15 protein-coding genes are annotated in these 20,403 nt (G+C 65.4%); 10 read left to right on the top strand and 5 right to left on the bottom strand.

Annotation, left to right across the window (positions count from 1 at the left end; translation table 11 throughout):
* A partial coding sequence (locus HWN72_RS24940; protein ID WP_211151640.1) for an IS110 family transposase occupies nt 1–818 on the top strand: 818 nt, incomplete at its 5' end.
* A gap of 110 nt (nt 819–928) precedes the next feature.
* On the opposite strand, the gene HWN72_RS24935 is transcribed toward HWN72_RS24940, so the two are convergent.
* Nucleotides 929–1,438 (bottom strand): hypothetical protein, encoded by a 510-nt coding sequence (locus HWN72_RS24935; RefSeq protein WP_155986409.1) that lies wholly within the window; start codon nt 1,436–1,438, stop codon nt 929–931.
* A 325-nt stretch (nt 1,439–1,763) separates the two neighbouring features.
* Here HWN72_RS24935 and HWN72_RS24930 point away from each other — a divergent pair, with 325 nt between their 5' ends.
* Nucleotides 1,764–3,563: an ATP-binding protein gene (locus tag HWN72_RS24930; protein ID WP_036528566.1), complete on the top strand. Its 1,800-nt coding sequence runs from the start codon at nt 1,764–1,766 to the stop codon at nt 3,561–3,563.
* A 271-nt stretch (nt 3,564–3,834) separates the two neighbouring features.
* Here HWN72_RS24930 and HWN72_RS24925 read toward each other — a convergent pair whose 3' ends face one another.
* Entirely contained in the window at nt 3,835–6,690 is a 2,856-nt protein-coding gene (locus tag HWN72_RS24925) for a TonB-dependent receptor (protein ID WP_211151639.1), read from the bottom strand.
* Between the two features lie 193 nt (nt 6,691–6,883).
* Here HWN72_RS24925 and agaR point away from each other — a divergent pair, with 193 nt between their 5' ends.
* Complete coding sequence (agaR, locus tag HWN72_RS24920; RefSeq protein WP_008830103.1) at nt 6,884–7,663, top strand: transcriptional repressor AgaR; 780 nt, start codon at nt 6,884–6,886, stop codon at nt 7,661–7,663.
* Nucleotides 7,664–7,737: 74 nt separating this feature from the next.
* Here the strand turns inward: agaR and HWN72_RS24915 are convergent, their stop codons facing one another.
* Entirely contained in the window at nt 7,738–8,835 is a 1,098-nt protein-coding gene (locus HWN72_RS24915) for an amidohydrolase family protein (protein WP_036528559.1), read from the bottom strand.
* A gap of 169 nt (nt 8,836–9,004) precedes the next feature.
* Here HWN72_RS24915 and HWN72_RS24910 point away from each other — a divergent pair, with 169 nt between their 5' ends.
* The 5 genes from HWN72_RS24910 (at nt 9,005) to HWN72_RS24890 (ending at nt 15,435) form a co-directional block, all read left to right on the top strand.
* On the top strand, nt 9,005–11,092 hold the full coding sequence (locus HWN72_RS24910; RefSeq protein ID WP_036528557.1) for a glycoside hydrolase family 36 protein: 2,088 nt from the start codon (nt 9,005–9,007) through the stop codon (nt 11,090–11,092).
* Nucleotides 11,089–12,006: a DMT family transporter gene (locus tag HWN72_RS24905; protein ID WP_036528556.1), complete on the top strand. Its 918-nt coding sequence runs from the start codon at nt 11,089–11,091 to the stop codon at nt 12,004–12,006. The genes HWN72_RS24910 and HWN72_RS24905 overlap by 4 nt, the downstream gene beginning before the upstream one ends.
* Before the next feature lie 72 nt (nt 12,007–12,078).
* Nucleotides 12,079–13,362, top strand: coding sequence for a D-tagatose-bisphosphate aldolase, class II, non-catalytic subunit (locus tag HWN72_RS24900; protein WP_036528554.1), 1,284 nt, complete (start codon nt 12,079–12,081; stop codon nt 13,360–13,362).
* Entirely contained in the window at nt 13,355–14,497 is a 1,143-nt protein-coding gene (locus HWN72_RS24895; RefSeq protein ID WP_036528592.1) for an SIS domain-containing protein, read from the top strand. Before HWN72_RS24900 ends, HWN72_RS24895 begins: the two co-directional genes overlap by 8 nt.
* Nucleotides 14,494–15,435, top strand: coding sequence for an N-acetylglucosamine kinase (locus HWN72_RS24890; protein ID WP_036528552.1), 942 nt, complete (start codon nt 14,494–14,496; stop codon nt 15,433–15,435). Before HWN72_RS24895 ends, HWN72_RS24890 begins: the two co-directional genes overlap by 4 nt.
* Nucleotides 15,436–15,518: 83 nt before the next feature.
* Here HWN72_RS24890 and HWN72_RS24885 read toward each other — a convergent pair whose 3' ends face one another.
* Nucleotides 15,519–16,280, bottom strand: coding sequence for an SDR family NAD(P)-dependent oxidoreductase (locus tag HWN72_RS24885; RefSeq protein ID WP_036528551.1), 762 nt, complete (start codon nt 16,278–16,280; stop codon nt 15,519–15,521).
* Between the two features lie 151 nt (nt 16,281–16,431).
* Here HWN72_RS24885 and HWN72_RS24880 point away from each other — a divergent pair, with 151 nt between their 5' ends.
* Nucleotides 16,432–17,238 carry an SDR family NAD(P)-dependent oxidoreductase gene (locus HWN72_RS24880; protein WP_036528550.1) on the top strand — a complete coding sequence of 269 codons (807 nt, stop codon included), beginning with the start codon at nt 16,432–16,434 and terminating at the stop codon, nt 17,236–17,238.
* 192 nt (nt 17,239–17,430) lie between these two features.
* Here the strand turns inward: HWN72_RS24880 and HWN72_RS24875 are convergent, their stop codons facing one another.
* Nucleotides 17,431–19,053, bottom strand: coding sequence for an AMP-binding protein (locus HWN72_RS24875; RefSeq protein WP_211151638.1), 1,623 nt, complete (start codon nt 19,051–19,053; stop codon nt 17,431–17,433).
* Nucleotides 19,054–19,163: 110 nt separating this feature from the next.
* Here HWN72_RS24875 and HWN72_RS24870 point away from each other — a divergent pair, with 110 nt between their 5' ends.
* Complete coding sequence (locus tag HWN72_RS24870) at nt 19,164–20,342, top strand: aromatic ring-hydroxylating dioxygenase subunit alpha (RefSeq protein WP_036528548.1); 1,179 nt, start codon at nt 19,164–19,166, stop codon at nt 20,340–20,342.
* Nucleotides 20,343–20,403 lie beyond the last annotated feature (61 nt).

Raw genomic sequence — 20,403 nt, 5'->3', positions numbered from 1 at the left:
TTCGATTGATGCCGCCTGCGTACGTTAAGCCGTATGTGAAGCGCGGCAAGACGGACGCGAATGACGCAGAGGCGATCTGCGAGGCAGTGACGCGCCCAACGATGCGGTTCGTGCCCGCGAAGTCGCCGGAACAGCAGGCGGCGCTGGCGCTGCACCGGACGCGCGACCTGTTGGTCAAGCAGCGTACTCAGCTCGTGAACATGATCCGTGGCCTGCTCGCAGAGTTTGGCATCGAGATCGTACGTGGGCTGCATCACGCGATCGAACTGGCCGCGCGGATCGCCAAGGGCGATGCGCCCGAGGTTCCTGATCTCGCCGTGCGCGTGATCACTGGCTTGGCCGGACAGATCGGCGACGTGCAGGTTCGGCTTGCGGCGTTGGAAAAGGAGTTGCTCACTTGGCACCGGTCCAACGAACTGTCGCAGCGCCTCGGTACGATCCCGGGTGTCGGCTTGATCTCCGCGACTGCGCTTGCCGCGTCGGTAACCGACCCAGGGCGGTTTCGCTCGGGTCGGCAGTTTGCCGCCTCGCTTGGCCTGACACCGCTTCAGAACTCGAGTGGCGGCAAGGAACGGATGGGTCGGATCTCGCGCATGGGCGATCGATACCTGCGGCGCCTGCTGGTTATCGGCATGACCTCACTGGTGCGCCGCGCCCGGGCCAAACCGGACTCGGTCGATCCGCGCATCGCTGCCATGCTGGCGCGCAAACCCGCGCGGGTCGTAACCGTTGCCGCTGCCAATCGCACGGCGAGGGTCGCCTGGGCGATCATGGCGCGTGGCGGCACGTACCGTGCGCCGATCGGCGTGGCAGCATGACGGATTAGCAGCTCGACACCGAGCGGCTTCAGGAGGTTGTGAGAGCGAAGAGAAGTGATGGCGTTACCGGTCGACCGGGAGCCGGGACACCCCGCCGAAAGTCCAAGGCATCATAGCCTGCATAGCAGAGTGGGACCTAGCTCGCGGATACCATCAGGGCCAGCAGTCACGAAACGGCTGCACCAACAGGCCGGACACAAGACTGCACCCGACCAATACGCCAGATCGTCAAATCGCCACTTGCAACGCGGGAGCCATCCACACAGGACATTCGGAAAGGAATGGGTTTCGTTGTGCTGGGCGTCCGTCGGCATCGGGCTGGTCTTGCCGGTCGCGATGTCCAGCTTGTAAATGCCGTTGAACGGACGCCCTTTTTCCACGGTGAAGAACAGGATCGACTTGCCCTCGTCGATGAAGTCATAGGTTTCGATGAACGTCACCTTCGACGCAGGATCGGATTCCGGGGCCGCCAGCAGCAGCGTGCGGTCCGTCAGATAGGCCCGTTTGCCGTCATTTATGACCTGCCCCATGAGCATACGGTGCTTGGGTTCCATTTCACCCCAGGCAATGCGATCGCTGCCCGGCTTCGAGCGATCGTAATCCAGCGCTACTTCGCCCACGGCATGCGCTGACAGGGGCTGCGGCGGAAGTGAGGCGTCCGCCGGCATCCAGTACAGGTAGGTCGTACCATGGCGCTCCGGCTTGGCGCCGAGCCGTGGCCTCGGCGGTTTCGAGCGATGCCGGTCCGGAAATCAGGTAACTGCCATCGGTGAGGTAGTAGATTCGCGATACGTATCCGCCCGCGCCCCACTTGCATGTCAGGCACTTTACCGTGCGCGTCGCGATGTCCATTTCGTAAGCCGGACCCCCGGAACTTTTCCGCTGCCTGGTAGTTCACCCGCTGCGACGCGTCCATTGGTCTCGCGCACGCGGGGAACTTGGACAATGACTAACGCGCATCATGGGCCTCGGGTGTCGCCGATCGGCTCGCCCACGCAGGATGCGGACGACGGGCTCTCCGACATCGACCTGCTCCATCGGATCAGCGTGGCGCTCATCAACGAGCAGGATCGTTTCGAGCTTTATGGCAAGATCGTCGATGCCGCCGTCACGATCACGGGCTCGCAGTTCGGAACGATGCAGTTGTTGTGCCCGGCCGACGATCCATCGGGTCATGGCGGCGAACTGCAGCTCTTGGCACAACGCGGCCTGCCTCCCGAGGCAGTCGGGTTCTGGCAGTGGGTGAACCCGGCGGCGTACAGCAGTTGCACCCTGGCGCTCAAATTCGGCCAGCGCGCCATCGTGCCCGACTTCGAGGAATGGGAGGAAATTAGCGGAACGCCCGATCTCCAGGCATTTCGCGCTGCCGGCATCAGGTCGGCGCAGACCACTCCTCTGCTTTCGCGCAGCGGCAAACTGCTGGGGATGATCTCCACCCACTGGAATGCGCCGCACGAGCCTTCGGAACGCGATCTGCGCATGCTCGACATCGTGGCGCGCCAGGCCGCCGACATTCTGGAGCGCACGCTCGCCGAGGAAGCCCTGCGCCATCTCAACGAGACGCTGGAAATTCGGGTCGAGGAACGGTCCCGCGAACTGATGGCATCGGAGGATCAGGTCCGCCAGTTGCAGAAGATGGAGGCCATTGGGCAACTGACGGGCGGCGTGGCCCACGATTTCAACAATCTGCTGACCATCATCCGTTCATCCGCCGAACTTCTCGCCCGCCGCGAACTCCCGCGCGACAAGCAGAAGAAGTATATCGACGCGATAGCGGAAACGGCGGATCGCGCCGCGAAGCTGACCAGCCAGCTTCTGGCGTTTGCCAGGCGGCAGGCGCTGAAGCCCGAAGTCTTCAACGCGGCCTCGAAGGTGGGCAGCGTAGCGGACATGCTGCGCACCGTGGTGGGATCGCGGGTGGATCTCGTCGTCGATCCGATCTGTGCCTCCTGTTTCGTGGAGGTCGATGCCAGCCAGTTCGAAACCGCGCTCGTCAACATGGCGGTCAATGCCCGTGATGCGATGAACGGCGAAGGGCGTATCACCATCGCGATCGAAGCCGCAGGCTCGGTGCCGCCACGGCGCGGGCATGCCGCTGCAAAGGGCGATTTCGTCAAGGTATCGGTATCGGACAGCGGATCGGGCATGCCGCCCGAACAGCTCGATCATATCTTCGAACCGTTCTTCACCACCAAGGAAGTCGGCAAGGGCACCGGCCTTGGTCTCAGCCAGGTCTATGGCTTCACCAAGCAGTCCGGCGGAGAGATCGACGTCGACAGCCTTCTTGGCAAAGGTACGATGTTCAGCCTCTACCTGCCTCGCGCCGCCGCGCCGAATGCAGTTCAGGCCGTTTCGGCACCCGACGAAGTCGCCGCGAGCGAAGCCAGCATCCTCGTCGTGGAAGACAACGACCAGGTCGGAGAATTCGCTTCGCAGCTTCTTGGCGATCTCGGCTTCAGCACCCGCCGGGCCGCCAATGCCCGTGATGCCATCGCGATACTCGAGCGCGACCATGGCGAGATCGACATCGTCTTCTCGGACGTTGTCATGCCCGGGATGGACGGGGTCGAGCTTGGCAGGAATGTCCGCTCCCGCTGGCCGGCCCTGAAGGTCGTCCTGACGAGCGGCTACAGCCACGTCCTGGCCGGCGACGCACGGCATGGGTTCGCGCTGCTGCAGAAGCCTTATTCGGTGGAAGAGCTATCACGCGTCCTGCGCGATGCCCGGCAAGGCGGCGCGGCCTGATGGACATCGCTGGATCGAACCGCGGTTCTGGCGAGCTACAGCAACGCGCCGACCGATGCGGGGCGCCTGCCCGATGCGTGCTGAAGTTCTAGGCGTCCGGCTTGTTTTGCCGATCCATGACGCCGTCTGATCTGGGAACAGGCATCGCCCCGCTGGTCGTTCGATGAGGCAAGGTACGAGCGGTTTGCGGCATCCTTCGATGCAGGGACACCCGGCACCTTGAGCCCGATCTTGCCGGAGCCGTCGATGACCGCTCCGGCAAGGCGTCATATCAAAGGCGCCCGCGCACCCCGAAGAAGAACGAGCGGCCCGAATACTCATAGAAATTCGGAAGGTTGCGATACTCGTTGAACCGCTTGATCGCCGAGCCCAGCAGGTTCGATCCCTGCACGTAGACCGAGAAGTTGTCGGTCACGTCGTACGACAGGCTCGCCGAAACCTCGTGGTAGGGGTCTTCCTTCACCGGCAGGTACGAAAGGCTGCCCGCCTGCGCATAGGTATAGCGCGAGGTATAGCTGTACGAGACTTGCGCGCCGATGCCATGGTTCTCGTAGAACAGCTTGGCATTGGCCGAGAACGGGATCGCGCCCGGCAGGTCGGTGGTGATCCCGCCGGTCTTCGCGCGCGACTTGTTGTAGGTCAGGTTAGCCTGAATGCCGAAACCGTTGTCGAGGAAGTACTGCCCGCCCACTTCCAGCCCATAGACGTTGGCGCTGTCGCCGTTCATCACCTGATATTCGACGAAGGAATAGCTCTGCTGCTGGTTGGCGGGCTGGTTGGTCGGGGTGATCTGCACGTCCACCGGCACCGTCGAGACGAAGTTGGTGATGTGCTTGTAGAACGCCGCCGCCGTCAGCGCGAGGCGGTTGGTGGGGTAGAATTCGAGGCTCACGTCAAGCTGCTTGGCCTCGGTCGGCTTGAGGTTCGGATTGCCCGCGTCATAGATGATGTACGTGCCCGACTGCGCTGAAGTCGCGTCCTTGGCGGGCGAGAGTTCCCCGAAGCTGGGCCGCGAGATCGCCTCGGAAGCGGCCAGACGCAGCCGCAGCCCGTCCGCCAGATCGTAGGAGAAGTTCGCCGCCGGCAGCAGCCGCACGTAGTCGCCGCCACCGTTGATCGGCTCGACCGGGTTGAAGGTGACGGCATTGTCCTGCGTGCCTGCACGCGGGATGATGCTGGCGATGCTGGCGCCGTAGCCCACCGAGGAAACCTTGGTCGCCACCAGCCGCGCGCCGATATCCGCGCGCCACTTGTCGCCCTCCAGATTGGCCATCAGATAGCCGGCCCAGGTGCGCTCCTTGATGCGGTACGAAGCGGGCAGATCGGCCTCGATCACCTGATTGGAATAGCCCGCAGGATACGGCGAAAGCTGGCACCCCGGGATCGAAGCGCCGGTATCGTCGAGGCACGAATTGGGGTTCAGGATCGCCGGGTTGTTCTCCACCCGCGACAGCGCCGCGAGGTAGGTGTCGATATCGAAGCGCGGGAAGTTGCGCGGGAAATCGCCGTCCAGCTTGCCCAGGATCGAACCGCTGCCGGGCTTCACTACGTCCGCGCCCAGCTGCCCGAACGTGAACGGGTAGCCGCAGAAGTTGCACGATGTGGTGTACTGGTTGTCGATCGTGGCGACCGTCTTCTTGCGGTTGGTGAACGAGGCGCCGAACTGGATCGACTTGAAGATCCCGCTGTCGACATCATACGTGCCGTCGCCCTTCAGGCCCTGCGTGCGGTCGGAGATGTTCTGGCCCTGGATGCCGATGTAGTGGGCGCGGAAATCGTCGTTGGTCGCTTCCGACAGGCTGCGCCCGCCGGGGATGGTCACGTCGAGGTCTGGCAGCCCGCCGTTGCGCGTCGCGAATGTGGCGGAGGCGCCGGTGATGCCCGCCACCACGAAGCGGTTCTGGCCGCCAGTGTTGTCGCGCGCCTTGCCCATGTAGCCGTCGAAGCCGAACTTCAGACGGTCGGTCGGCTTCCAGTCGATGTGGCCGCCGATCTGCCAGGTCTGGCTCTTGCGCGGCTCGTCGGTGGTGAGCACTTCGGCGGTGTAGTTGTCGATGCTGAAGCCGGTGACGACGTTGTTGGCATCCACGCTGATCGAGCTGGGGTCCCAGCGCGGCGAACCGTCGTCACCCAGCGGGTTGAGGTAGTTGGACGAGCGGTAGTTGTGCTGCTTCACGTCGAAACGGCTGTAGATGCCGTCGATCGTCAGTTCGAACTGGTTGGAGGGCTTCCACTGGAACGATGCCGCCGAACCGATGCGCTCGCGCTGGCCCTGCACGGTGCCCATGCTGTAGTAATCGGGCCAGATATAGGCCGGGCCGTTTGCGTCGGGGTTGATGGCGCCATCACGGTTGAAGTCCACGCCGTAAGCCGCCTCGGTGCCATCGGCCAGCGAGTATTCGCCGAGGTTGTCGGTGCGGAACTTGTACTTGTTGTAGCTGACGCCGAACATCAGCCCCATCGTGTCGTCGGCGAAAGTGGTGCTGACGACGCCGCTGACCTTGTAGCCGCCCTTATCCGCCAGATCGTTGTACTGTCCCTCGACCGCGCCCGATGCATGGAGGCCGGGGCGGTCGAGCGGGCGTGCGGTGCGCAAGTCGACGTTGCCGCCGATGCTGCCTTCAAGCTCGGAGGCGCGGACCGCCTTCTGCACTTCGGCGCCCGAGATGATCTCGGAGGGGAGGACGTCGAAGGCAAAAGAGCGGTCCGGCCCGTCGGTCGGGAGGATTCGACCGTTGAGGGTGGTGATCGCGAAATTCTCGCCGAGGCCGCGAATGGTGATCGAGCGGCCTTCGCCGCGCCCGTCGCGGCCCACGGTGACGCCGGGGATGTTGGCGAGCGCTTCGGCGACGTTGCGGTTGGGGAACTTGCCCAGTTCCTCTGCCGAGATGGCATCGACGATGGTGTCGGCGCTGCGCTTGGCCTGGATCGAGCGCAGGAGGCTGCCGCGCACGCCGCGCACGACGATCGCCTCGGCGGTTGCGGCATCGTCCTGCGCGGAGGGAACTGCTTCCGGAGCGGGGGTAGCGGTCGCGGCATCCTGCGCATGGGCGAGAGAGGCGGAGAGCAGCGCCATGGTGCTGGCTCCGGCAAGCGCCGACAAGCGCCAGGTGTTACGTCCCGTCATGTTTCCGTACCCCTATGTGATCCCGCCTTGGCCGGATCGGGGCATCGATGATTCCCGTCCGTATGGCGTGCTATATTTCGTTTTGGTAACTTGGATATTCGGAAGCTGTCAAACAGAAACGTAACGAAACATCGCTTAATGTTTGTCGCGGCGCTTCGGCGCTGTTAATGCAAACGCTCGCAGGAGTGATGAAATGGTGGTTACCCGGGACACGAGCCGCAGGCGGCAGGAAATCAGTACCCTCGTGCGCGAGCGCGGCAGCGTGCAGGTCACCGACCTTTCCGAGCGTTACGGCGTGTCGATGCAGACGATCCGCAAGGACCTTCATTTCCTTGCGAAGAAGGGTGTGGCGGAGCGCAGCTACGGCGGCGCGATCTCGGCCGATGCGGTCAACGTCGTCGCCGAACCGCCGTTGGAAACCAAGCGTGCCGCCAATCCCGACGCCAAGGCGCGGATCGGTGCGCTGGCGGCCGCGATGGTGCAACCCGGCGATTCGGTGGTGCTCGATTCGGGCACGACGACGCTGCAGATCGCTCATCACCTGCCCGATGACGAGGAGATCACCGTCCTCACCAACGATCTCGACATCCTCTGTGCGCTGGCCCGCAAGGAGCGCATCCGCGTGGTCATGCTGGGCGGCGCCCTGCGCCGCCGCAACCGCGCGTTCTACGGCGCCCAGACCGAAAGCGCACTCAGCGACCTGCATGTCGACAAGCTGTTCCTCGGCGTCGATGGTTTCGATTTCGAGCGCGGCATCACCACGCATTACGAACCCGAAGCGATGCTGAACCGAAAGATGGCGAAAGCCGCGCGGCAGGTGATCGCGGTGACCGACCGCTCGAAATTCGGCAAGGTCTGCCTCCACCGCATCCTCAACGTCGAGGAGATCGACGACCTCGTCACCGACGCGGCCGACAGTGACGCGGTGCAGTCTGCTGCGGACCGTCTGGGGTTCCGCCTGCACCGCGCATAAGGCGCGTGGGGTGGCTTTAGGGTACTGTTAGGTGCCGTTGAGTGCCGGTTGGCCCGGCACTCGATTTTCCGATATTACCCTTTGATATTGAAGAACTTTCTGGCGTTCTTCCAATAGATCTTGTCGATCACCGACTTCGGCAGGTTGAGCCCGACCGCATCGGCCTGGATAGCCTCCACCCGCTGGCTGAGCGGCGTCGCCAGATAGCGCCAGTCCGCCCGCCACACGGCATCGGCCTCCCCCGGAAAATCATCGGTAGCTGGCGGATTCTGCGCCCGCGCCGCCGGGTCCGGCGGGCTGTCGGTCAGGTCGGTGCCGTACAGGATACGATCCTGATATTTCACGAAAAATGCCCGGACCTTGGCCACATCGGCATTGGACTGCACCTGCAGGTTCGACAACCGCGCCGCCAGATCGACCACCGCCTTGGGGTGGGCATCGAAGAACTTCGCCAGTTCATCGACGCTCCACTCCAGACTTGCCATGTGCGCCCCGTCGAACGCCAGTTTGGGATGCCGCGCCACGAACCGGTCCCGCGCCGCCATCAGCGCCTCGTAACTCGGCTCCTCGGGGTGCAGAAACATATAATATTCAGGATGTTCGCGGAAATACGAGCGATCGTTCTCGGTCGTCATCTGCTCTAGCGGCAACCAGCAGTTCTTCGGCTCCGCCTGATGCGCGATCAACGGAATCCCGCGCTTTTCGAGATGCGCCATGACCCCATCGAAGCGCGGATCATCCAGAAAAACCCGCTTCCCCTCCGGGTCCTTGGCCACCATCCCTATGTTCTTCCAGACTTTCACCGCAACCGCCCCCTTGGCGACCGCCGCATCGATCATCGCATCCGTCCGCTCGGTCCAACCCGGCGTCCCGAATCCGTCCATCGGAAACGTCGTGGCAAAATGAAAGACCCTGGCGTCCGCCTTGCGCATCGACCCCGCGATCGCGGCTTGCTCCGGCAGCGGCGGAAAATCCGGATAATCGACATTGATCGACAAAATCTCGAACCGATCCTGCCGCGCCACTGCGATGAAACGCGGGTCATCGACATTGGCATGAACATGCGCATCGAACTTGGCGACATGCGCGAAGTCCGCCTCGGTATAATGTTGCTCGGCAGGCGCGGCGACGGCAACCGAGGCCGTCAGTGCGGCACTCGAAAACAGTGCCATTTTGACCAGATTCCGCACGGATCAGCCTCCTTCAAACGAAAACGAAAGAAAACGCATCAAAAAACTGTGTTTTTGGATTGCATGGCGGATTGCGGTGGTGCAAGTCTTTTCTCGTGAGGTCGCCGAGCGTGGAACGTTCGATGCGCAAGTCCATCAGGAGAGTGCAGACATGTCATTCAGCCCCGTAACCCGTCGCGCGGCACTGGCCCGGCTGATGACCGGCGCCACGATCGCGGCCGCGAGCGGGCCTCTGCTCTCCGGCAAGGTCTGGGCCGCGACTGCGGCGACCACACGCGTCACCGACGGCACCCTGACCATCGAGTTCGACGCCGCGATGCGTTCGCGCCTGCTTCATCGCGGGCAGGAAATCGCGCCATGGGCCGCGGCCGAGGCGCTGTTCCCGCTGGAAGGCGCGGCGTTCGACCGCTTCGTGCTGCTCGATCACGCCGAATCCAAGGTCGCCGGTGGCCGCCGTCATGTCCTGCGCGGCACGGCTGGCGGCGCGCTGGAACAGGAAATCGCGGTCACGTTCCTCGATCGCTTCCCCGGCCTCGCGCTGTACAACGTGCGCTATCGCAATACCGGCGACAAGCCGTTGGCGGTCACCGGCTGGCGGATCGCCATGCACGATCTGCACGGCCATCCCGATGGCGCCTGGAGCTTCGCTGGGGCGTCCTATGCCGACCGGCGCGACTGGGTGCAGAAGGTCGGTCCCGGCTTCGAGCAGCGCAACTTCATGGGCATGAACGGCTCGGATTACGGAGGCGGCACGCCCGTCGCGGTGGTCTGGCGCCGCGATGTCGGATTGGCGGTCGGGCATCTGGAGACGGTGCCGCGTCTCGTGGCGCTGCCCGTCTCGGCGCAGCCCGGCGGCACGCGGATCGGCATGACCGGCGAGGCAAATCAACTGCTTGCGCCGGGCGCCACGCTGGCACTGCCACGCGCCTTCGTGATGGCGCATGAGGGCGACCATTTCCGCCCGCTCGACGCCTATCGCCAGCTCATGGCCGAACAGGGGCTCAAGGCGCCCGCGATCCCGGATTCGAGCTACGGCGCGATCTGGTGCGCCTGGGGTTACGAGCGCAAGTTCACGGCCGACCAGATCTACGGCGCGCTGCCCAAGGCGAAGGAACTCGGCTTCGAATGGGCGGTGATCGACGACGGCTGGCAGATCGCGGATGGCGACTGGCGGGTCGATCGCAGCCGCTTCCCGCGCGGTGACGCCGACATGAAGGCCTTCGCCGACCGCATCAAGGCCGATGGGATGCGCCCGCGCCTCTGGCTGGCACCGCTGGCGGCCGATCCCGGCACGCCGCTGCTGCGCGATCATGCCGACATGTTGCTGCTCGACCGCGACGGCGCGGCGCAGAACGTGACCTGGTGGAACGCCTTCACGCTCTGCCCGGCCTATCAGCCGACCATCGATTATTTCCGGGGCGTCGTGCGCACGATCATCGGTGAGTGGGGCTTCGAGGGCCTGAAACTGGACGGCCAGCATCTCAATGGCGTCGCTCCGTGCCACAACCCGGCGCACAATCACGCGCGGCCTGAGGAATCCTATGAAAAGCTGCAGGATTTCTGGAAGGCGATCTACGACGAGGTCATGGCGATTAATCCGCAAGCGGTCGTCGAGATCTGCCCCTGCGGCGACAGCTTCGCCTTCCACAATATCCCAGCGATGAACAACACGCCCGCGTCGGACCCGACCTCCTCGTGGCAGGTGCGGCTCAAGGGCAAGACCTTCAAGGCGCTGATGGGGCCCTCCGCGCCGTACTCCGGCGACCATGTCGAACTGACCGAGACGCGCGACGATTTCGCCTCCACATACGGCATCGGCGCGATCCCCTCGACGAAGTTCACCTGGCCAGAGGATACGCCCAGCCCTTCCGAACCGCTGCCGCCCGGCGGCTTCAAGCTGACGGCGGACAAGGAGAAGGTCTGGCGCAAGTGGATCGACCTCTACCGCGAGACCATGCTGCCCAAGGGGAGGTATCTCGGCGGGCTTTACGACATCGGTTTCGACAAGCCCGAGGCGCACGCGATCGAGAAGGACGGGGTGCTGCACTATGCCTTCTACGCCGATAGCTGGGACGGGCCGGTCAGTCTGCGCGGGTTGGGGGCAGGGCGCTATGTCCTGACGGACGGTTTCACCGGGGCGCCACTGGGTAGCGCCACGGCGAAACAGAACGGCATTCCGGCGAAGTTCGAGCGGTTCCTGCTCGTGCGTGCAACTCCCGCAAAGGCAGCCAAGGCATGAGCACCGTCACCGCACCTTCCAGCCGGGCATGGCTGGTGAATGCCCTCGTCACCGTGGTGCTCTGGGGCGTCTGGGGCGCGTTCTCGGGGCTTTCGCCGCAGCACGGGTTTCCCGAAACGCTGGTCTACTGCGTCTGGGCGCTGACGATGATCCCCCCGGCGCTGGTGGTGCTGGCCGGTGCGCGCTGGGCGCTCGACCGGTCGCCGCGCGCGATTGCCTACGGGCTTGCGGTGGGGCTGCTGGGCGCGGGTGGGCAGATGGTGCTGTTCTATGCCGTGGCGCGCGGTCCGGCCTATCTGATCTTCCCGATCATCTCGCTTTCCCCTGTGGTCACGATCGCGCTGTCCTTCGTGTTCATGCGGGAGCGGACCGGCAGGCTCGGTGCGCTGGGGATCGTGCTGGCGCTGCTGGCGCTGCCGACCTTCGACTTCGCGCCCGGCGGCAGCGGCGGAGCCTCCGCCGCGTGGCTGGTTCCGGCGATGATCGTGATGCTGTGCTGGGGCGTGCAGGCCTACTTCATGAAAGCCGCAAACCACGTCATGTCGGGCGAGAGCATCTTCGTCTACATGACGCTCTCCGCGCTCGTGCTGATCCCGGTCGCCTGGGCGATGACGGACTTCACGAAAGCAGTGAACTGGGGCTGGGACGGGCCGGGCCTTGCCGCCGTGATCCAGGTGCTCAACGCCATCGGCGCGCTGACGCTGGTGTTCGCCTTCCGCTACGGCAAGGCGATCATCGTCGCGCCGCTGTCCAACGCCGGTGCCCCGCTCGCCACGGCGCTGCTGTCTCTGGCGGTGCTGGGCGTGGTGCCGGGGCCGCTCAAGAGCCTGGGCATCGGCCTTGCGCTGCTGGCCTCGCTGCTTCTCGCCATCGAACCGGACGCCAAGGACGAGGAAGCCGTCCTCGCAGAATGATGGTTTCGATTAGTTTCGATTAGTTGCGTTTGAAGTTTCGTTGCGCTACCCGTCGAGACGAAAGGAAGCGATGTGAAAGCGATTCGAGATATCGTGCTGCGGCACAAGGCGGGCGAACGCATCGGCGTGACTTCGGTATGCTGCGCGCACCCGCTGGCGATCGAAGCGGCGCTGCGCCACGCGCTGGCGACCGGCCAGGACATCCTCCTCGTCGAGGCGACCTGTAACCAGGTGAACCAGGACGGCGGCTATACCGGCATGACCCCCGCCGATTACCGCGACTTCGTGCGCGCCATCGCGCAACGCGTCGGCTTCCCGGTCGAACGGCTGGCGCTGGGCGGCGATCACCTCGGCCCCAATCCCTGGACCGCGCTGCCTGCGGCCGAGGCGATGGACCGGGCGGAAGTGATGGTCGCGGCTTACGTGCGCGCCGGGTTCGGCAAGATCCATCTCGACTGCTCGATGAGCTGCGCCGACGATCCGGTGCCGCTGCCCGAACGGACCATCGCCGAACGTGCGGCGCGCCTGTGCCGGGCCGCCGAAGATGCCTTCGAGGTCATGGCCGCGGACGCGCCGGTCTATGTGATCGGCACCGAGGTTCCCGTGCCGGGCGGCGCGGCGGAAGACCTCGACGAACTGGCCGTCACTGATCCGGCCGACGCCATCGCCACGGTCGAGATGCACCGCGCACTGTTCGCCGAGGCGGGGCTGTCCGCTGCATGGGACCGCGTGATCGCCACCGTCGTCCAGCCGGGCGTCGAGTTCGATCACGACAAGGTCGTCGATTACCGTCCCGAGCGCGCCACCGGACTGAGCCGCGCGATCGAGCCGGTCGCGGGGCTGGTCTACGAAGCGCATTCGACCGATTATCAGACCGCCGAGGCGCTTGCCGCGCTGGTGCGCGATCATTTCGCGGTGCTCAAGGTCGGCCCCGGCGTGACATTCGCGCTGCGTGAGGCGCTCTGGGCGCTCGATGCGATCGAGGCGGAAACCGTACCGGCTCCTCGCCGTGCGGGGCTTCGCGAAGTCGCGCTGGAGCGCATGCGCGCCGAGCCGGGTAACTGGCGCAAGTATTACCATGCGCAAGGGGCGGCGCTGAGCCTGCAGCTGCAGTACAGCCTTTCCGACCGCATCCGCTACTACTGGCCCGACGCGCGCATCGTCGCCGCGCAGGAGCAGTTGTTCGCCAACTTGCGCGACATGGTGCCCTCGCTGCCGCTGGTCAGCCAGCACTTGCCGCTTGCCTATGCGGCGGTGCGCGCCGGGACCGCGTCGCTCGATCCCGCAGACCTTGTCATGGCGCATATCGCCGCCACTCTCGACGCCTATCATGGAGCTTGCCACCCCGATGCCTGACGCCCTGCTGGTTCCCGGAACGCCGGGCAACGACGCCGAACCCTGGACCCGCCGGGAGATCGCGCAGCAGCCCGAAACGCTGCGCGCGACACAAGCGATCCTGAGCGCGAACAAGGCCGCGATCGAAGCCTTCACCGGCCCGATCCTGGCCAACCCTCATGCGCGCATCGTGCTGACAGGAGCAGGCACCTCGGCCTTCATCGGCGAGTGTCTGGCTCCGTGGCTCTCGGGCCTGCTCGGCCGTTCGGTGGAGGCGATCGCGACGACCGACATCGTCAGTTCGCCCGCGCTTTACCTGCGCCGCGAGGTGCCGACGCTGCTCGTCTCGTTCGGGCGCTCGGGCAGTAGCCCGGAAAGCGTGGCCGCCGTCGATCTGGTCGACGCGCATGTCGATCGGGCCTATCACCTCGTCATCACCTGCAATGCCGAGGGTGAACTGGCGCGGCGCAGTGGTGGCAACACCCATGTCGTCGTGCTGCCCGAGGCGACGCACGACCGGGGCTTTGCGATGACGTCCAGCTTCAGCGCGATGATGTTCGCCGCGCTCTCGATCCTGAGCGGGATCGCGGCGCTGGACGGCCGCATCGAGGCGATCGCCTCCGCCGTGGCCGCCACTCATGCGCAGAGCAGGCCGGTGGTGGAGAAGCTCGCCGCGCGCGGTTTCAAGCGGGTCGTCTACCTCGGCAGCGGCCCGTTCAAGGGACTGGCGCGCGAGGCGGCGCTCAAGCTGATGGAACTGAGCGACGGCGCGGTAGTGACGGCGTTCGACACTGCGCTGGGCTTCCGCCACGGCCCCAAGACGATCATCGATGCGCAGACGCTGGCGGTGGTCTTCGTCTCCAACGATCCGCTGACCCGGCTTTACGACCTTGACATCATCGCCGAGCTGAAGGCTGACGGGCACAGCGGCGCGGTGGTCGTGGTCTCGGCCGACCCGGATGACCACGCCGACGTATCGGTTCCCGGCCTGCTGGGCGCGGCGGATGCGGACCTGCTGTTCCCGTTCATCGTTCCCGCGCAGCTTTTCGGCCTTGCCGTTTCGATCGAACTGGGCCTCACGCCTGATCGCCCGAACGCCAGCGGCACCGTCAACCGCGTTGTCCAGGGCGTGCGGATACACGCGCAACCAGTATGAGCGGCGGCGTCTTCCTCGGCGTTGATGGCGGCGGCACCAAGACCGAGTTCGTTTGTATCGACGGCGGCGGAGAGGTGCTCGCCACCGCTCTGACGGGCACGACCTATCATCTCCAGGTCGGCTTCGACGAAGTGGTGCGGCGGCTCGAAACCGGCGCCGCGCAAGTCTGCGCGGCGATCGGCATCACGCCGCAGGGCATCGACCATGCGTTCTTCGGCCTGCCTGCCTATGGCGAGGACCGTGACATCGATCCGCGCATCCACGCGGCATGCGGCGCGGTGCTGGGCCATGATCGCTACGATGTCGGCAACGACATGGTCTGCGGTTGGGCCGGATCGCTGGGCGGCGAGGACGGCATCAACATCGTCGCCGGGACCGGCTCGATCGGCTATGGCGAACGGCAGGGCAAGGCTGCCCGCGCCGGTGGCTGGGGCGAAGTCTTCAGCGATGAGGGATCGGCCTACTGGATCGCCATCAAGGGGCTTGCGCTGTTCACCCGCATGAGCGACGGACGCACTCCGCGCGGGCCGCTCCACGAAACGCTCCGCACAGTGCTGTCGCTCGAGGACGACCTCGACGTGTGCGGGCGAATCATGGGGCCGCCAGGCATGGGGCGTAGCGAGATCGCGGGTTTGGCCGGACTGGTCTCCGATGCCGCCATGGCCGGGGACGAGGCGGCGGGGGCCATCCTCGACGAAGCGGCGCGCGAACTGGGGGACATGGCCCTGGCACTGCGCGCGGCGCTTGGATTTGCGGAAGGCACGGCTGTCCCGCTATCGTGGTCGGGCGGCGTGCTGAGCCGTGAAGCCCGGGTCCGCGAAGAGTTCCTCCGCATCGCAAGCGCCCATGGCTTTTCCCTGCACGAGCCGATGTTCTCGCCCGGCTATGGTTCTGCTCTTTATGCCAAAAACCTGGGGCTTCGAAACGCAAGCCGATAGGGTGTTGCAGGGACTGCGATGTCCCCCAAAAAAAGCGGCGGGCCTTGGCCCGCCGCATGATCCTCTGGAGGGAGGTTGAACCGTCAGAACTGGGTGCGCTTGGTGTAGCCGTTGTCGACCACGATGTTGGCGCCGGTCATCGCCTTGCATGCGGGCGAGACGACGAAAGCCACCGCCTTGGCGAGTTCCTCGCCGGTGGTGAACCGGCCCGAGGGCATGTTGGCGAGCGTGGCGTTGTAGAAGTCCGGCATGGCGGCTTGGATCTTGGGCCAGGGGCCGTCCTCGGTCATGACCGGGCCCGGGGTGATGCAGTTCACGCGGATGCCTTCGCCCGCCAGCGCCTGCGCCAGTGACGAGGAATAGTTCATCACGGCGGCCTTGAGGGCGTTGTAGGGCTGGACGCCCATGAATTCCTCGACCGCGCCGGTCGAGCTGAAGCACACGATCGCGGCGTTGTCCGACTTGGCAAGGTGCGGGCGGGCCGCCGCGATGCCGCGCCGCATCGGCAGGATGTCGGCCTGGATCACGGCTTCCCACGCGGCGTCGGTGTCTTCGCCGAGGTTGGTGGACGTGAAGCTGATGAAGATGTCGCAGCCGCCGAGCGCCTCAGCCGCCTTGTCGACGAAGGCGGGGACGGCATCGACCTGCGTGACGTCAAGCGCCTCGCCGTAGGTCTTCACGCCTGAAGCGGCGACCTCCGACAGCACGTTGTCCACCTTGTCCTGCGAGCGGCCGCAGATGGCGATGTCGCAGCCTTCGGCCGACAGCACATGCGCGACTACGCGGCCGATGCCGCCGTTCGCGCCCACGAGGATGGCCTTGAGGCCCTTCAGTCCGAGATCCATGTTTTGCGCTCCTCTGCCACGCGCGTGGTTTCTTGTCAGATGCCGTGGTGTCGCCGCTCGGGCGCGGCATGGCCACTATTTCTTTGGTCAGGAATGACCGCAGCCCCGCCGTGCTAGCGCGGGGGCCGCAACAATTCGACGGGAGAGTGTCATGAAGCGCCTCGAAGGAAAGCGCGCCGTTGTCCTCGGCGCCAGCAGCCCCGACAACATGGGCCAGCATATCGCCCGGCGCCTGATGGACGAGGGCGCCAGCGTGCTCGTTTCCGGCCGCAAGGAAGACGTGCTGGCCGATTTCGCCGCGCAGCATGACTGCAAGTGGAGCGCCTGCGACCTGACCGAAAAGGCCAGCGTCGATGCTCTGGCGGACAGCGCCGCGCAGCAGCTTGGCGGCATCGACATTGCGGTGAATGCCACCGGCTGGGGGCTCCTGAAGGGCTTCCTCGAAACCACGCATGACGAACTGATGGCGATGACGATGCTGCAGTATGTCGGGCCTTTCCACTTCTACCAGGCGATGGTGGGCAAGATGGCGCGCAGCAAGGGCGGGCGCGGGGGCTCGCTGATCCAGATCAGCTCCGCGACGGCGACGATCATGCTCAACGACCACGCCGCCTACATGGGCACCAAGGCGGGTGCCGACCACGTGATCCGCTGTGTGGCGCACGAGTTCGGGGCGGAAGGCGTGCGCGCGAATTCGATCTCGCCGGGGTTGACCGACACGCCGATGACTTCGGACGCCAAGCAGGTGCCGGGCCTGTTCGACGCCTTCCTTGCGGGCTATCCGCTCGGCCGGATCGGCACCAGCGACGACATCGCGGCGGCCGTCGTCTGGCTCTCCAGCGACGAGTGCTTCATGACTGGCGAGAACCTGCAGGTAAATGGCGGCTTGACGCTGCGCCGCAACCCGATGAAGAGCGAAATCGACGCGGCCGTCGCAGCCGCCATGGCTGCGGGCTGAGAGTTTCCTGGGGAGGAAGGGCCGGCGGCGGTATCCAAGGATGCCGTCGCCAGTTCCGGTTCCTATTCCTCCTCGAGCTTGCTCGGGGAGGGGGACCGCCGCGAAGCGGTGGTGGAGGGGGAGAGTCCGGAAAATTCCCCTTCCGTCAGCCCTGACGGGCTGCCACCTCCCCGAGACAAGCTCGGGGAGGAATTAGGGCACCAGCGCCTTCACATCCGCGCGGAGCAGGTCCTTGCGCACTTTGCCGGAAGCCGTGCGCGGGAAATCCTCGCGGAATTCGAACCTCTCGGGAATTTTCTGCTTCGCCAGCCCGCTGTCGGCGATGTGTGCGGCGAGCGCCTGCGGGCTCGGCGCCTCGCCATCGGCGATGACGTAGGCGCAGACGCCTTCGCCCAGGCGCTCGTGCGGCATGGCGACGACGGCCGCCTCGCGCACGGCGGGGTGGGCGTGCAGGACGTCCTCGATCTCCTTGGCAGAGATGTTCTCGCCGCCCCGGATGATGAGGTCCTTCTTGCGGCCGGTGATGGTGATCGCGCCGTCTTCGCTCCGCACGCCGAGGTCGCCGGTGCGGAAGAAGCCATCCGTGGTGATCGCCTCGCGGGTCTGCGCCTCGTCGGCATAGCCCAGCATCATGCCGGGGCCGCGCGCGAGGATTTCGCCTTCCCAGCCGTCGGGCAGGTCGCGGTCCTCGTGATCGACGATGCGCACCTCGTAATCGACAATGGCGCCGTCGGTCGTCGCGGCCAGCGCCTCGACGTTGGGCCAGCCGAACGTCACCAGCGGCACTTCGGAGGCGCCGAAGACGCGGAAGGCGCGGCAGTGGTCGAACGCGGCATTGGCGGCGGGGATCAAGTCCGCCGGAACCGCCGCGCCGCCGCAGGCGAAGAAGCGGAAGCTGGGCAGGCTATTGCCGCTCGCACGCGCGGCGGCCGCCAGCTCGACGAGGAACGGCGTGGCGGCGACGGTGCCGACCGCCTGATGCTGGTCGATCAGGGCGAGTGCCTGCTCCGCGTTCCAGCTTTCCATCAGCACCGTGCGGATTCCGCAGATGAACGGCGCCTCCAGCCCGTTGGCATAGCCCGAGACATGCGTGACGGGGGAGGGCATCAGCGTCGCCTCGCCTTCGGTCAGGCCCCAGTAGTGCCCGCTCTCGCGCAGGATGCGGGCGATCGAGACGTGGCTGTGCAGCACGCCCTTCGGCCGTCCCGTGGTGCCCGAGGTGTAGAGCACCATCTTCACGCCCAGCGGATCGACTTTTGGCCGCGCGAAGGAGAGGGCGCGCCCTTCCTCGATCAGCGCTGCGTAATCGTCCGAACCTTCGCCGCGCACGGTGAAGACATGAGCCAGGTCCGGCAGCACGCCTGCGAGTCGCCGCGCCATCGCCGCATAGTCGAACTTGCGGAACGAAGAGGCGACGAAGAACGCCCGCGCGCCGCAGTCCGCCAGCATCAACGAGACTTCATGGTCGCGGTAGATCGGCACGATCGGGTTGACGACGAGGCCCGACATCGCGGCGGCCAGGTTGATCACCATCGCCTCGCGCCAGTTGGGCACCTGGAAGGCGATGACGTCTCCCGGCCGCAGGCCGCGCGCATGCATCGCGGCGCTCAACGCCTCGGCATCGGCTACGGCCTGCGCGCGGGTGACGGTCACGTCGCCTTCGATCAGGCACACGAAGCCGGGGTCGGCCTCGGCCAGCGCGCTCGCCTGCTCGGCGATCGTGCGTTCGTCCCACAAGTCCGTTCCGGCGTAAGCAGCCAGATGCGGCGGTGGGGTTTCAAGCCATGCCCACGGGGGGCTCTTCCTCTCCATCATGATCCCCTGAGTGCCGCACTGTGCGCCCCCCTGTCGCCTATCACCTTGCGCAGCTTGTGGCGACCGGGCGGCTCGCGCAGGATCGACGTATAAATTACCGGGAGAAGACCGTGGAACGCGTAAAGCGCATTGGTGACGTGGCCGAGATCATGCTCGACTACGTGGCGAACAAGAAGACCTTCCAGACGGCGCGGCCGCTGCGCGTGCCCACCGGCAGCTATACCGACAAGGACCAGTTCAAGGCCGAGCTGGAGCTGGTCTTCAAGCGCGTGCCGCTGATGCTGGCCTTCACCGCCGAACTGCCGAATCCCGGCGACTACAAGGCGATGGACGCGGTCGGTTCGCCCGTGCTCATCAACCGCGACAAGCAGGGCAAGGTCCGCGCCTTCCTCAACGTCTGCTCGCATCGCGGCGCCCCGGTCGCGCCGGACGGCAAGGGCAACTGCTCGCGCTTCACCTGCAAGTACCACTCCTGGACCTATGGCGCCGACGGCAAGCTGATCGGCATTTCTGAGCCGGGCACCTTTGGCGAGGTGGACAAGGGCGCGATGGGCCTGCGCGAACTGCCGTGCGAGGAACGCGGCGGCATGATCTTCGTGTGCCTGACGCCCAACGCGCCGATGGACCTCGATCACTATTTCAAGGACTTCCTCGAGGATTTCGACGCGCTCGACTTCGCGAACTGGACGTACCTCGGCAATCGCACGATCCACGGGGCGAACTGGAAGATCGCCTTCGACGGCTATCTGGAGGGCTACCACTTCAAGTCGCTGCACCCCGAGACGATTTTCCCGCGCACGCCGTCGAACTGCACGCATTACGAGGGCTTCGGGCCGAACATCCGCATCGGCTTCCCGCAGCATTCGATCGCCGAGCAGCTCAGGGACGTGCCCCGCGAGGAATGGGGCAACCGCGAGAACTACGGCTACGATTTCGTGCGCATCTTCTTCCCCAACGTCTCGATCTTCATCGCGCCGGAGATCACGCAAGTCGCGCAGCTGTTCCCCGGACCGACGCCCGCCGAGAACCGCACCGTGCTGAACTACCTGCGTCGCAATCCGGTCAAGGATGAGGCGGACCGCGAGGCGGTGGAAGCGGCGATGAACTTCTTCCGCGATGTTACGTATGAGGAAGACTATGTGATCGGCCTTGAGATCCAGAAGGGCCTCGAATCGGGCGCGCATGACGACCTGACGTTTGGCAAGAACGAACGGGGGAACCAGTACTTCCATGAGTGGCTGAACTGGTATCTGGCGGATGATGCCTCCTTGCCCGAACCGGTGATGTGATACGCGCCCACCCCTGTCCCCTCCCGCAAGCGGGAGGGGGATGATAGACCTGCGCCTAGCC

Origin of the sequence: Novosphingobium sp. HR1a (assembly GCF_015594425.1) — a bacterium.
In the GTDB taxonomy this organism is placed as follows: Bacteria; Pseudomonadota; Alphaproteobacteria; order Sphingomonadales; family Sphingomonadaceae; genus Novosphingobium; species Novosphingobium resinovorum_A.
Note: the sequence above shows the minus strand (reverse complement) of the source record. Positions and strands in the feature narration are given on the sequence as shown.